Genomic DNA, 13,311 nt, shown 5'->3' with positions numbered 1-13,311 from the left:
AAACCCATTCGCCCGATATGTCAAGCCAGAGCTTGGAAAATACAGCGTGGTCGCCCCGCAGCCCTTCCGAGCGGGTGCTGATGGCGCTGAAAATGCATGGCGCGCTGTCCTCTTCCGCCCTTGGTGGCCTGCTCGGCACATCAGGCGAAGCCGCGCGCCAGCAATTGGTGCGCCTTGCCGAAGAAGGTCTCGTCGTCGCCACCAGCCAGGCCAGCGGGGTAGGGCGCCCCACCCAAAGCTGGTCGCTGACGCCGGCTGCGCAGTCCCGCTTTCCCGATACCCACGCCGCGCTGACCGTCCAACTGCTCGATATCGTCCGCTCCTCGCTGGGCCCCGACGCGCTCGACACCATCATCGCCGCCCGCGAAGCCGAAACCCGCGCCGCCTACGAAACCGTCATCGCCGACCGTCTCACCCTGCGCGACAAGGTCGCCGCCCTGACGGACCTGCGCTCTGCCGAAGGCTATATGGCCGATTGGCGCGAACAGCCCGATGGTTCGCTCTTGCTGGTCGAAAACCACTGCCCCATCTGCGCCGCCGCCACCGCCTGCCAGGGCTTTTGCCGCGCCGAAATCGACGTCTTCCGGGCGGTGTTGGGGCCGGACATCGAGGTCACGCGCGAGGAGCACATCGTCGCCGGCGGCCGCCGCTGCAGCTATTCCATTCGGGACGCCCAATGACATCAGACAATCCCCGTCCGCCCGCCGGCACGCGCCACCAGCGCGTCGGCTGGGAAACGCCCGCCCAGCTCGATGAAGCCATGATTGCCGCCGTGGTCGCCGCTTTCTATGCCGAAGCCCGCCGCGATCCGGTCATCGGCCCGGTATTCAACCGCGTCATTCCGCCGGACCACTGGCCTGCCCACATCGCCACCATTACCGATTTCTGGAGCTCCATGCTGCTCGGCACCGGCCGCTATGCCGGCCGCCCGATGCCCAAGCACCTGGCTATTCCAGAGCTCTCCGACGCCCATTTCATGCGCTGGTTGCGCCTGTTCCGGCAAACCGCCGAAAAGCTGTGCCCGCCCGACATCGCCGCCCTCTTCACCGAGCGCTCCGAACGCATCGGCAACAGCTTCCGCATGAACATCGCCATGCGCCGCGGCGACGACATCACCCGCATGGGCCCGCTTGAGCGCGAAAAACCGAACTGGACCCCGCCGGAGTAGCAGCACCGCGCTCCCAGTCATCAACCCTCGCCCCTTGTGGGAGAGGGACAGTAATTTCTTCGTCCAGAAGAAATTGCAGGGTGAGGGGTACTGCGCCCTCCCATGCTTCAATGCTTGGTGGACCAACCCCTCATCCGCCCTACGGGCACCTTCTCCCGCAAGGGGAGAAGGGAAGTCCCCACAACACCAATATTCCCCTCATCCCGTCATTCCGCCCCTCAAACCAAACCCAAAATCTCCTACACCCCCCGGTCCGCAGAATTATTTTCCCGAGCGCTGCAACCAAAAGCCAACCCTCCACCTTGAGAAACTCGACTGAAACGGTAGTTTCTCCCCCGCCGAACCGCGTTGAGAGGTCGACATGAACCGTGCCACCAAAACCATTGCTGTCCGGATAGCCGCTTGAGCGCCGCTATGTCCTCCTTGCGCCTTCGCAAGCGCAGCGTGATCCCTGGCTTCGGCCTGACGCTCGGCTTCACGCTGAGTTATTTCTCCCTCATCATCCTCATTCCGCTCGTGGCTTTGGGGCTCCGCTCCGCCGGCCTGGGCTTTGATGGGTTCTGGAAAGCGGCCTCCGATCCGCGCGTGCTCGGCTCGCTCCGCGTCAGCTTCGTCACCGCGCTCATCGCCGCAGCCGTCAATGTCGTCTTCGGTACCCTGATCGCCTGGGTCCTGGTACGCTACCGCTTCCCCGGCCGCCGCATATTCGACGCCATCATCGATCTGCCCTTCGCCTTGCCCACCGCCGTCGCCGGCATCGCGCTCACCGCCATCTACGCGCCCAACGGCACCATTGGCGCGCTTTTCGCCCCCCTGGGCATCCGCATCGCCTACACGCCCATCGGCATCGTCATCGCCATGATCTTTATCGGCCTGCCCTTCGTCGTGCGCACTATCCAGCCCATTCTCGAAGAAGTCAGCCACGAGGTCGAGGAAGCCAGCGCCACCCTGGGCGCCAGCCGCTTCCAGACCGTCACCCGCGTCATCCTGCCCAGCCTCGTCCCCGCCATTCTCACCGGCTTTGCGCTCGCCTTCGCCCGCGCCGTTGGCGAATATGGCTCCATCATCTTCATCGCCGGCAACATTCCTTTCGTCTCGGAAATCGCCCCGTTGCTGATCTATATCCGCCTGCAGGAATTCAATTATGTCGGCGCCACCGTCATCGCCTCGGTCATGCTGCTGCTGTCCTTTGCCATGCTGTTCGCCATCAATCTGATCCAGGCTTGGAGCCGCAGGAGGTATGGCTATGGCGACTAAGCTGCGCGCCCGCCGTCACCGCCGCGTCTCGCCCACCAGCGAAAGCCGCCCCGTCCAGTGGACCCTGATCGGCATTTCGCTCCTGTTCATGGGCGTCATTCTGGTGCTGCCGCTTTACGCGGTCTTCCACGAAGCCTTCGCCAAGGGCATCGGCGCCTTTTTCGCCGCCCTCACTGAGCCCGATGCCCAGGCCTCGATCCGCCTGACCCTGCTGGTCGCGGCCATTGCCGTGCCGCTCAATGTCATCTTCGGCCTGGCCGCCTCCTGGGCCATCGCCAAGTTCGAGTTCAAGGGCAAGGCCTTCCTCATCACCCTGATCGACCTGCCATTCTCGGTCTCCCCGGTCATTTCCGGCCTGGTCTATGTGCTGCTTTTCGGGGCAGGGAGCTTCCTCGGCCCCTTCCTCAAGTCCTATGGCATCGAGGTGCTGTTCGCGCTTCCCGGCATCGTGCTGGCCACTATTTTCGTCACCTTCCCCTTCGTCGCCCGCGAACTGATCCCGCTCATGCAGGATCAGGGCACAGGTGACGAAGAAGCCGCGCTCTCGCTGGGCGCCAATGGCTGGCAAACCTTCTGGCGCGTCACCCTGCCCAATATCAAATGGGGCCTGCTCTACGGCGTGTTGCTGTGTAATGCCCGCGCCATGGGCGAATTCGGCGCCGTCGCCGTGGTCTCGGGCAAAATCCGCGGCCAGACCACCACCATGCCGCTGCAGGTGGAAATGCTTTATAACGAATATAACGCCACCGCCGCCTTCGCGCTGGCTTCGCTTTTGGCCCTCCTGGCCCTGGTGACGCTGGTGCTGAAATCGGTCCTGGAATGGCGCTTTGGCGATGAAATCGCCGCCGCCGAACGGTAATTTGGAGAATCTGGGTTTATGGAAGTTCGCGTAGCCAATGTGCGCAAGGAATTCGACCGGTTCCCCGCGCTCAATGACGTGTCGCTCGATATTCGCTCGGGCGAGCTGATCGCGCTGCTCGGTCCTTCCGGCTCCGGCAAGACCACGCTGTTGCGGCTCATCGCGGGCCTCGAAATGCCCACCGCCGGCAAGATTTTCTTCGGCGATACCGACGCTTCGGAAAAGAGCGTGCAGGAGCGCAATATCGGCTTCGTGTTCCAGCACTATGCCCTGTTCCGACACATGACGATCCTGGAAAACATCTCCTTCGGCCTCAAGGTTCGTCCGCGTTCCACCCGCCCGCCGGCCGGTGAAATCCGCCGCCGCGCCCTCGAATTGCTCGATCTGGTCCAGCTCTCCGGTCTCGAAAAGCGCTATCCCAACCAGCTTTCCGGCGGCCAGCGCCAGCGCGTTGCCCTCGCCCGCGCCCTCGCCATCGAACCCGGCGTGCTGCTGCTCGACGAGCCCTTCGGCGCCCTCGACGCCCAGGTCCGCCGCGAATTGCGCAAATGGCTGCGCGAAATCCATGACCGCACCGGCCACACAACCGTTTTCGTCACCCACGATCAGGAAGAAGCCCTCGAGCTGTCCGACCGTCTCTGCGTCATGAGCCAGGGCAAGATCGAACAGGTCGGTTCCCCCGATCAGGTCTATGACCACCCCACTTCGCCCTTCGTTTTCGGCTTTATCGGCGATTCCAGCGAATTGCCCGTCACCATCGAAAATGGCGAAGTCTGGGTCGGTGGCCGCGCCATCGGCATTCCCGCCCATGACACCCCCGCCGGTGCCGCCCGCCTCTATTTCCGCCCCCACGATGTCGATCTGATCGAGGCCGACGCCTCCATGGCCGGCGTCGTCACCACCAGCCGCCGCGTCGGCGGCACCCGCCGCGTCGAACTCGAAGTGGGTGGCGACGGTCACAAGGTCGAAATCGACCTCCCCTTCGACCACCCCGCCGGCGAAAAAACCCGCCTCTCCTTCCGCCCCAAGCGCTGGAAACTGTTTCCAGCGGCGTGAGGAGAGGCACCTTGCTTCCCCTCGCCCCTTGAGGGAGAGGGACAGATCATTCTTCGTCCAGAAGAATGATCAGGGTGAGGGGTTCTGCGCCCTCCCATGCTTTAATATTCGTGGTCGGATCTGATGAGATACCGAGCATCGTGGGGGGAGAAAATCCGCCCAAAACAATCCCATCGCATAAGTAGTTTATGCAGCCTTTCCCGCCTATACTCCTCCCAGAGTGAACTTGCGGGCGATCAGTGCCGGAATCAGTCACCATAACCGACGCCTTTAACCAGGCGACCCGGCTGCTGCGCTCTGGCGATTGTGCCGGAGCCCTCGCTGCTTTCCGCGATATCTACACCGGCGCTGAAGCCAATAATGACACCCCCGTCATGGCCGCCTGCCTCTGCGAAATGGCCTGGAGCTGCTTCAAGCTGGGGCAGGGCGAGGAGGGGCTGGAATGCGCTACCGGCGCCCATTGGCTGTGGGAACGCCTCGATAATCGGCTCGAGCACGCCCGCGCCATGGCCATCGAGGCCCTGCTCTTGCTCGATGTCGGCCTCAGCGACGCCGCCTTCGAATTGGCCATGGAGGCCTTTGCCCTGGCCGAGGCTGTAGCCGACCCCGCCGTCCTCGCCTTCACCCTCAACGCCAAGGGCATTATTCTCTCCCTCTGTCGCGAGGCCGAACTGGGCGCGGCCCTGCTCGAACGGGCGGTCCAGCTCGCCCAGAACGACGACAACCTCACCGCCGAGGCCTATTACCTGCTCAATCTGGGCTTCTGCCACCTCAAGCGGGCCGAAGAATTCCAGGATATGGGCGATTACGCCGATGCCGACCAGCGCCGCGATCTCGCCCTCGTCATCACCGACCGCGCCATCGGCGCCGCCGAGCATGCCGGCGACGACTGGACCCTGCGCTGCGCCCTCGGCAATGCCGCCGAAACCCTCGCCTTGCGCGGCCAGGTCAACCGCGCCATCGCCTATCTCGAACGCTCCGCCACCATCCCCACCGATCCCGGCCCCAGCCTGCGCATTCATTATCTCTACAGCCTGGGCGATGTGCTCTTTCGTGCCGGCAAGCTCCCCGAGGCCCGTGCCGCCTGCACCCAGGCTTACGACTTGGCCGAGGCCTCCAGCCAGATCGACCACCAGGTCAACACCGCCCAAAAGCTCGCCGAAATCCTCGAAGCCATGGGCGACACCAGCGCCGCGCTCGATCTGCAAAAGCGCTTCCACGCCCTCTATGTCCGCCAATCGGGGGAGGGCGCCCGCCGCCTCGCTCGTGTCGAGGAAATCCGCTCCGAAACCGATCGCCTGCGCACCCGCGCTGCCGCCCTTGCCGATCAGGCCCTGTCCGACCCGCTCACCGGCATCGCCAATCGCCGCAGCTTCGATCAGATTCTCAACCGCCTTGCCGGCACGCCCTTTGCGTTGGCCATTGTCGACCTCGATCACTTCAAATCGATCAATGACCGCCATTCCCATCTCGTCGGCGATGCCGTGCTGCAGCGCGTCGCCCGCGAACTCGTCGCCCAGCTTGGCCGCCACGGCCACGCCGCCCGTCTCGGCGGCGAAGAATTCGCCCTGATCTTCCCCGATGCGTCCGATCTCACGGCCGCCGCCTTCTGCGAGGGCGCCCGCACCGCCATCGCCTCCACCGATTGGTCCGATTTGGGCGCCGATCTGGTGGTGACGGTCAGCATTGGCTTGGCTGCCGGCACTGGTATTGAGCCCGCCGCCGAACTCATGCAGCTCGCCGATACTCGTCTCTATGCCGCAAAATCCGCCGGCCGCGATCGTGTTGTCTCCGCCAGTCCGGCTCTGCTATCCAGCGAAACCGCTGGCGATATCCGCCGCCGTGCCTGACTGGACAGACCCATGACCAATGCCCAAGCCTTCCGCGTTTTCGAAGAGCGCCTCGCCCGCTATACCGACCCCGCCGATACCGGCGCCGCCCTTTACGAGCTGGCCCAGGCCATTATCGGGGTCAAACTCTTCACCCTCACCGCCATCAACATGGCCGCCGGCCACGTCCGCCGGGTCTATTCCTCCAACACCGAGGCCTATCCCCTGCTGGGCACCAAGCCCATCGTCCTCGACCCGTGGTTTGAAGCCATGCGCACCGAGCGCCGCATCACGGTCATCAACACCGCCGCCGGCATGGAAGGCCAATTCCCCGACCTCGCCCTCATCCGCTCCCTGGGCCTCAACGCCTCCATCAGCGTCCCCATCATGGCCGGCAACCAACTCCTCGGCACCATCAACGCGCTGGATGCCGAAGGCCATTACACCGACGACAAGGTCACCGCCGCCGCCGACCTGATCGTCCCCGCCACCGCGGTTTTCCGCATCCTGCGCAACCATTTCGAGCTGTAGGCCGGATACCCCCTACCTAACCTCCCCCTGATAGGGGGAGGAATCTCTCCACTCTTGAAGCTGGATCGCGTCCCAACCACCGACCGGTCCCTCCCCCTATCAGGGGGAGGCTAGGAGGGGGTATCCGCTAAAAAGCTCCCTTCACGGCGAAAGTGGCACCATCCCTCCCACCCAGCGGCCTCACCCTCCCCTCGACGGGGAGGGAAGAGAGGGGGTGACGAGAGCCTCCATCCATCCGCTCCATCGTCTCCCTCCCCCTTGTGGGGAGGGGACAGGGGTGGGGGGCTGCGCCAATCATCTGCCCAGAACCCTCCCCACCCACGGCGTCATCCCGGCGAAGGCCGGGATCCATGTCCGTGGTGTCTCGCACCCATCCAGCGCCAGGATAAGCTTCAGCATGGATTCCGGCCTTCGCCGGAATGACACCATCCCCCAAAACCCCACCACCCCACTTGCGGCAAAATTTTTTTGATGCTGGAATACAAATTATCTCAGGGGCTTACACCACCCCCTCCGCACCAAGAGGTCCATACGGGTGCCCAGCTATATCCTCCAGCGCCTGGCCATGATGCTGGTGACCCTCTTCGCCATCGTCACGCTGACCTTTTTCCTGATGCATGCCGTCCCGGGCGGCCCCTTCGTCTCCGAGCGCATGCTGGCCCCCGAAATCCAGGCCGCGCTGGACGCTAAATATGGCCTCGACCAACCCATCTGGGTGCAATACCTCTCCTATCTCAAGGGCATAGCCACTTTCGACCTCGGCCCCTCGTTCAAATATCCCGGCGTCTCGGTCAATACCATGATTGCCGATGGCCTCCCCGTCACCCTGCGCACGGGCCTGCTCGCCGTCATCTGCGTCATTGCCCTGGGCGTCCCCCTCGGCATCATCGCCGCCCTCAATCGCAACAAGTGGCCCGACACCACGGTGATGCTGATCGCCACCATCGGCGTCGCCATCCCCAGCTATGTCATCGCCACCGTCCTGCTCTATGTCTTCGCGCTGCGTCTGGGCTGGGTGCCCACATTCGGGCTCGATGATTGGCGCGGCTATATCCTGCCGGTCTTTGCCCTGTCCGGCTTCTGGATCAGCTTCGTCGCCCGCCTCACCCGCTCGTCCCTGCTCGAAACCTTCGAGCAGGATTATATGACCACCGCCCGCGCCAAGGGCCTCCGCCCCGGCCAGGTCCTGTTCAAACACGGCTTGCGCAATTCCCTGGTTCCGGTCGTCACCGTGCTCGGCCCGGTCGTCGCCAATCTCATCACCGGCAGCTTCGTCATCGAGCAGATTTTCGCGCTCCCCGGCATTGGCCGCCAGTTCGTGCTCTCCATCACCAATCGCGATTACACCGCCATTATGGGCATCACCATTTTCTACGCCGCCGCCCTCATGGTGATGATCCTCATCGTCGATCTGCTCTATGCCGTGCTCGATCCGCGCATCAAGCTGACGGAGGCCTCCGCATGAGCGACATCGCCCCCGCCATGTGGGAAAAGCTCCCCGCCGGCGAAACCGCCGCAATCGCGTCGGCCCCCAGCCTCACCTATTGGCAGGATGCCCGCCGGCGCCTGTGGGCCAATAAGCCCGCCATGGCCGGCATCACCTTCATCATCCTGCTGATCCTCGCCGCCCTGTTCGGCCCGTTTTTCAGCCCCTTCACCTATTACGATCAGAACCTGAAACTGGCGAACATCCCGCCCGCCTTCGACACCTATACCGTCACAGACGGGCAGGGCGCCTCCACCCGCTTCTTCCTCAACGCCAGTAACTTCAACCTCTACGAAGTCGATAGCGGCGGCCATGTCCTGGGCATCCTGCGCGGCGAGCGCAAGGACATGATCAAGAAGGCCCAACCTTTCAAATTCGGCGACCAGACCGTCACCCTCGACTATTCAAAACTCCCCGCCAAACTGGTCCTCCCCGACGGCGCCGAACTGCGTCCCTCCGGCTGGTCGTGGAACATGACCTACCTGTTCGGCACCGACCAACTCGGCCGCGACGTGCTCGTCCGCCAACTATATGGCGCCCGCATTTCCCTCGCCGTCGCCTTCGTCGCCACGCTGGTCAACTTCTTCATCGGCATCTTCTATGGCGGCATTGCCGGCTATATGGGCGGCAAGACCGACGCGGTCATGATGCGCTTCGTCGAAATCATCTCCACCATCCCGCTGACCCTTTACGTCATCCTGCTCATGGTGGTGCTGAATTCCGGCCTCATCTCCATCGTCATCGCCATTGGCTCAGTCTTCTGGGTCGATATGGCCCGCATCGTGCGCGGCCAGATCCTCAGCCTCAAGCAACAGGATTACGTCGCCGCCGCCCGCACCATGGGCGCCAGCACCTCGCGCATCCTCACGCGCCACCTGCTGCCCAACGCCATCGGCCCCATCATCGTCACCCTCACCATGCTGATCCCCTCGGCCATTTTCATCGAGAGCTTCATGAGCTTCATCGGCCTGGGCGTCACCCCGCCGCTCGCCTCCTGGGGCACGCTCACCTCCGAGGCAGTCGAAACCCTGCGCGCTTATCCGCACCAGCTCTTCTTCCCCGCCGCCGCCATTTCCCTCACCATGTTTGCCTTCAATTTCCTGGGCGATGGCCTGCGCGACGCGCTCGACCCACGGTTTCGCAAATGAGCGCCCCCATCCTCTCCGTCCGCGACCTACGCACCAGCTTCTTCGGCCAGCGCGGCGAAGTCCAAGCCGTGCGCGGCGTCAGCTTCGACGTTCACCCCGGCGAAATCCTCGGCATTGTCGGGGAATCCGGCTCCGGCAAATCCATCACCTGCATGTCCATCCTGCGCCTGCTCAAAGCCTCCGGCCGCATCATGGGCGGCGAGGCCCATTTCGACGGCCAGGACCTGATGGCGCTCGATCAAGACGATCTCCGTGACATTCGCGGCAACAAGATCGGCATGATCTTCCAGGACCCGATGACTTCGCTGAACCCCACCCTCACCGTGGGCGAACAGGTCATCGAAACCATCCTGCGCCACCGCAAGGTCACCCGCGCCCAGGCGAGAGCCCGCGCCATCGAACTGTTCGAATTGGTCCGCATCCCCTCCGCCGCCGAACGCCTCAAATCCTACCCGCACGAATTTTCCGGCGGCATGCGCCAACGCGTCATGATCGCCATCGCTTTGAGTTGCGATCCAAAACTGCTCATCGCCGACGAACCCACCACCGCCCTCGACGTCACCATCCAGCGCCAGATTCTGCTGCTGCTCAAAGACCTGCAAAAGCGCCTCGGCATGGCCGTCATCCTCATCACCCACGATCTGGGCGTCATCGCCGAAGTCACCGACCGCATCGTGGTCATGTATGGCGGCCTCGTCATGGAAACCGGCCCCGTCCGCGACCTCTTCGCGACCCCCAAACACCCCTACACGCGTGGCCTCCTCGCCTCCGTCCCCGACCTGCGCGACGACACCCACCGCCGCCTCACCCCCATTCCCGGCTCTCCCCCCGACATGGCCCATCCCCCCGCCGGCTGCCCCTTCACCCCAAGATGCCCCCACGCCATGCACCAATGCGCCGCAGCGCTGCCTCCCCTCTTCGGTGAAGGGCAGGGCGCAAGATGCTGGCTCCACCACCCGGAGGCGCCAAAGGTCACCGGCCTCAACGAGGTGGCGGCATGACCGTTCTTTCGCAGCAGACGAGGCTCTTGCCCTCCCTCCCCCTTGAGGGGAGGGCCGGGGTGGGGGTCCTTGCGGCCCCAGCGCAAAACCCCGCCGACCCCCACCCTAACCCTCCCCTCAAGGGGGAGGGGACGCATGCTGCGGCGGCGGTGATCCACCCATGACCCAACCCCTCGTCTCCATCCGCGCCCTCCACAAACACTTCACCGTGGGCCGCAATCTCTTCGGCCCCAAGCCAATCCTGCGTGCCGTCGACGGCGTTGATCTCGACATCTACCCCGGCGAAACCCTGGGCCTGGTGGGTGAATCCGGCTGCGGAAAATCAACCCTCGCCCGTACCCTGATCCGCCTCTATCAGCCCACTTCCGGCCAGATGCTGTTCGACGGCCAGGACATCGCCACAGCCTCCGAACGCGACCTCACCCCCTTCCGCCGCCGCGTCCAGATGATCTTTCAGGACCCCTATGCCTCCCTCAACGGCCGCATGACCGTCCGCGACCTCATCGCCGAGCCCCTCGAAATCGCTGGCATCGGCACCCCCGAATCCCGCACCGCAAAAGTCCACGACCTGCTCGCCCGCGTGGGCCTGCATGCCGATCACGCCAATCGCTTTGCCCACGAATTCTCCGGCGGCCAGCGCCAGCGCATCGGCATTGCCCGCGCCATCGCGCTCGAGCCCGATCTGGTCATCTGCGACGAACCCATCTCCGCCCTCGACGTCTCCGTGCAGGCGCAGGTGGTCAACATGCTCGAAGACCTGCAGGACCAGCTCGGCCTGACCTATCTCTTCATCACCCATGACCTGTCCATGGTCCGCCACATCTCGGACCGCATCGGCGTCATGTATCTCGGCAAGATCGTCGAGCTGGCCTCCAACACCGATCTCTATCGCCGCCCCAGCCACCCCTACACGCAAGCGCTGCTCGCCTCGATCCCGGTCCCCGATCCAACCGCCACCCGCCCGGCCGATCCCATGCGCGGCGAAATCCCCAGCGCCATGCACCTGCCCAGCGGCTGCCGCTTCCGCACCCGCTGCCCGATAGCGACGGATTTGTGCGCGAGCCAGGAACCGGCCCTCAAAGACCTCGGCGGCGGCCACCTCGCCGCCTGCCACTATGCCGGTGATATCGCGGCGTGATGCATGATCCCGCCATATCCCGCATCTCCCTCGGACTTGATCCGAGGGCCACTATCCGCCTCTACTGCGCTGCGAGGGGCAGCACATTGGCTGGATCGATCACTGAGCTAAAATGGGGCAAAAGCCCCAAAAACAGGAGAGAACGCGAATGACCAAGCATTTCCTGCCGCTGCTGACGGCGGCCTTCCTAGCCTCGACGGCTGGCGCCTTTGCCGCCGGCGAATTGACCTATGTGGTCAACAATGAGAGCGCCAAATACGATCCCGGCACCACCGCCGAAACCTTCGCCGCCCCCATTATCGGCAACACCTTCGAAGGCCTCGTCCGCTTTGATGCCGAGGGCGAAATCGTCCCCGCCCTCGCCGCCAGTTGGGATGTCTCCGAGGATGGCCTGAACTACACCTTCCACCTGCGCGACGCCAAGTGGAGCGACGGCAAGCCCGTCACCGCCGGCGATTTCGAATATGCCTGGAAACGCGTGCTCGATCCCAAGACCGGCGCGATGAACTCCACCATGCTGTTCTCCATCGTTGGTGCCGAGGAAGCCTTCAACGCCCCCACCGAAGTTGCCGGCATCGCCATCTCCGCCACCGACGACAAGACGCTGACCTTCACGCTCAAGGCCCGCGTCCCCTATATGCTGCAACTGCTCACCTATTCGACCTTCTTCCCGGTCCGCGAAGATGTCGTCACCGCCGATCCCGAAGGCTGGACGCGCAAGCCCGATACCTTCATCGGCACCGGCCCCTTCCGCGTCACCGAGTTCAACACCGGCGAATCCGTGGTGTTCGAAAAGAACCCCAATTATTACGACGCCGACGCCGTTTCCCTCGATAAGCTGACCTTCCGCCTGATCCCCGATCCCGCAACGGCCCTCGCCGCCATGGAAGCCGGCCAGGTCGACGGCATCGAAGCCGTTCCCGCCCCCGAAATCCCGCGCCTCTCGGTCGAATCCGACGCCTTCATGGTCGTCCCGGCTTTGGGCACCACCTACGCCTTCTTCAATCCCCACCAGGCCCCGCTCGACAATCTAAAGGTCCGCGAAGCCCTCTCCATGGCCATCGACCGTGAAGATCTGGTCGAATTCGTCCTGCAATCGGCCGATCTGCCCGCCACCGGCCTCGTGCCCCCCGGCATGACCTTTGGCGGCAAGGACTTCACCGAAGGCCGCGATACGTTCGGCCTGGCCCCCACTGCCGAAGTCGATCAGGCCAAGGCGCTGCTGGCCGAAGCCGGCTACCCCAACGGCGAAGGCTTCCCCAAGACGCTGTTCGTCACCTATTCCTCCCCGCCGATCGAAAAGCTCCTCGAAGCCATCCAGCAGATGTGGAAGCAGAACCTCAATATCGACGTAGAAATCCAGGCCACCGAATGGCAGGTTTTCTATCCTGAAGTGCAAAAGGTTCAGTACCAGATCGCCCAGATGGGCTGGGGCGCCGATTATCCGCACCCCATGACCTTCCTCGACAATTTCGTCACGGGCAGCCCGAACAATCTCAACAATTGGTCCAATTCCGACTACGACGCCGCCATCGCCGCGGCCAAGGCCACCGGCGACGAAGCCGAGTCCGTCGCCGACATGCAGAAGGCCGAGGCCATCCTGATGAACGACCACGTCATCCTGCCCCAATACCACCGCTACAATTACATGATGATGAGCCCCAAAGTGACCGGCTTCTGGCGCTCGACGCTCAACGTCCCGTACTTCCGGGATGCGAAGATCGGGGAGTAAGAAGCAAGAATACCCCCACCTAACCTCCCCCTGATAGGGGGAGGAACCGCCCTGGGGCTAAAACTCCATCCCGCCCCAAACGCGGAAAGATCCCTCCCCCTATCAG

At 63.8% G+C, this 13,311-nt stretch carries 12 protein-coding genes; all 12 read left to right on the top strand.

Annotated features, from left to right (window positions below; genetic code table 11):
* Nucleotides 1–17 precede the first annotated feature (17 nt).
* Complete coding sequence (locus QQL79_RS10635; RefSeq protein WP_284392868.1) at nucleotides 18–680, top strand: helix-turn-helix transcriptional regulator; 663 nt, start codon at nucleotides 18–20, stop codon at nucleotides 678–680.
* On the top strand, nucleotides 677–1,168 hold the full coding sequence (locus QQL79_RS10630; protein ID WP_348523179.1) for a group III truncated hemoglobin: 492 nt from the start codon (nucleotides 677–679) through the stop codon (nucleotides 1,166–1,168). The genes QQL79_RS10635 and QQL79_RS10630 overlap by 4 nt, the downstream gene beginning before the upstream one ends.
* Before the next feature lie 414 nt (nucleotides 1,169–1,582).
* On the top strand, nucleotides 1,583–2,425 hold the full coding sequence (gene cysT, locus QQL79_RS10625; protein ID WP_284390588.1) for a sulfate ABC transporter permease subunit CysT: 843 nt from the start codon (nucleotides 1,583–1,585) through the stop codon (nucleotides 2,423–2,425).
* The gene (gene cysW, locus QQL79_RS10620; RefSeq protein ID WP_370461207.1) at nucleotides 2,415–3,284 is read left to right on the top strand and encodes a sulfate ABC transporter permease subunit CysW; all 870 of its coding nucleotides are present in this window, start codon (nucleotides 2,415–2,417) and stop codon (nucleotides 3,282–3,284) included. The genes cysT and cysW overlap by 11 nt, the downstream gene beginning before the upstream one ends.
* Before the next feature lie 18 nt (nucleotides 3,285–3,302).
* Entirely contained in the window at nucleotides 3,303–4,340 is a 1,038-nt protein-coding gene (locus QQL79_RS10615; protein WP_284390583.1) for a sulfate/molybdate ABC transporter ATP-binding protein, read from the top strand.
* Nucleotides 4,341–4,579: 239 nt separating this feature from the next.
* Nucleotides 4,580–6,190, top strand: a complete 1,611-nt coding sequence (locus QQL79_RS10610) for a GGDEF domain-containing protein (protein WP_284390581.1) — start codon at nucleotides 4,580–4,582, stop codon at nucleotides 6,188–6,190.
* 12 nt (nucleotides 6,191–6,202) lie between these two features.
* Entirely contained in the window at nucleotides 6,203–6,700 is a 498-nt protein-coding gene (locus QQL79_RS10605) for a GAF domain-containing protein (protein ID WP_284390579.1), read from the top strand.
* Between the two features lie 535 nt (nucleotides 6,701–7,235).
* Complete coding sequence (locus tag QQL79_RS10600) at nucleotides 7,236–8,165, top strand: ABC transporter permease (RefSeq protein WP_284390577.1); 930 nt, start codon at nucleotides 7,236–7,238, stop codon at nucleotides 8,163–8,165.
* Nucleotides 8,162–9,334, top strand: a complete 1,173-nt coding sequence (locus QQL79_RS10595; protein ID WP_284390575.1) for an ABC transporter permease — start codon at nucleotides 8,162–8,164, stop codon at nucleotides 9,332–9,334. Before QQL79_RS10600 ends, QQL79_RS10595 begins: the two co-directional genes overlap by 4 nt.
* Nucleotides 9,331–10,335 (top strand): ABC transporter ATP-binding protein, encoded by a 1,005-nt coding sequence (locus QQL79_RS10590; protein WP_284390574.1) that lies wholly within the window; start codon nucleotides 9,331–9,333, stop codon nucleotides 10,333–10,335. Before QQL79_RS10595 ends, QQL79_RS10590 begins: the two co-directional genes overlap by 4 nt.
* A gap of 160 nt (nucleotides 10,336–10,495) precedes the next feature.
* Nucleotides 10,496–11,473, top strand: coding sequence for an ABC transporter ATP-binding protein (locus tag QQL79_RS10585; RefSeq protein WP_284390573.1), 978 nt, complete (start codon nucleotides 10,496–10,498; stop codon nucleotides 11,471–11,473).
* Nucleotides 11,474–11,621: 148 nt separating this feature from the next.
* Nucleotides 11,622–13,205, top strand: coding sequence for a peptide ABC transporter substrate-binding protein (locus QQL79_RS10580; protein WP_284390571.1), 1,584 nt, complete (start codon nucleotides 11,622–11,624; stop codon nucleotides 13,203–13,205).
* Nucleotides 13,206–13,311: the final 106 nt, after the last annotated feature.

The sequence above is a fragment of the Devosia yakushimensis genome, from assembly GCF_030159855.1.
GTDB classification, from domain to species: domain Bacteria; phylum Pseudomonadota; class Alphaproteobacteria; order Rhizobiales; family Devosiaceae; genus Devosia; species Devosia yakushimensis.
This window is presented reverse-complemented; position numbering and strand designations above follow the sequence as displayed.

Bases quoted from the DNA above. Each gene is read 5' to 3' on its own strand.
- QQL79_RS10585 (WP_284390573.1), top strand. From the start codon at position 10,496: ATGACCCAACCCCTCGTCTCCATCCGCGCCCTCCACAAACACTTCACC.
- QQL79_RS10580 (WP_284390571.1), top strand. From the start codon at position 11,622: ATGACCAAGCATTTCCTGCCGCTGCTGACGGCGGCCTTCCTAGCCTCG.
- QQL79_RS10595 (WP_284390575.1), top strand. From the start codon at position 8,162: ATGAGCGACATCGCCCCCGCCATGTGGGAAAAGCTCCCCGCCGGCGAA.
- cysW (WP_370461207.1), top strand. From the start codon at position 2,415: ATGGCGACTAAGCTGCGCGCCCGCCGTCACCGCCGCGTCTCGCCCACC.
- QQL79_RS10635 (WP_284392868.1), top strand. From the start codon at position 18: ATGTCAAGCCAGAGCTTGGAAAATACAGCGTGGTCGCCCCGCAGCCCT.
- QQL79_RS10605 (WP_284390579.1), top strand. From the start codon at position 6,203: ATGACCAATGCCCAAGCCTTCCGCGTTTTCGAAGAGCGCCTCGCCCGC.
- cysT (WP_284390588.1), top strand. From the start codon at position 1,583: ATGTCCTCCTTGCGCCTTCGCAAGCGCAGCGTGATCCCTGGCTTCGGC.
- QQL79_RS10590 (WP_284390574.1), top strand. From the start codon at position 9,331: ATGAGCGCCCCCATCCTCTCCGTCCGCGACCTACGCACCAGCTTCTTC.
- QQL79_RS10630 (WP_348523179.1), top strand. From the start codon at position 677: ATGACATCAGACAATCCCCGTCCGCCCGCCGGCACGCGCCACCAGCGC.
- QQL79_RS10615 (WP_284390583.1), top strand. From the start codon at position 3,303: ATGGAAGTTCGCGTAGCCAATGTGCGCAAGGAATTCGACCGGTTCCCC.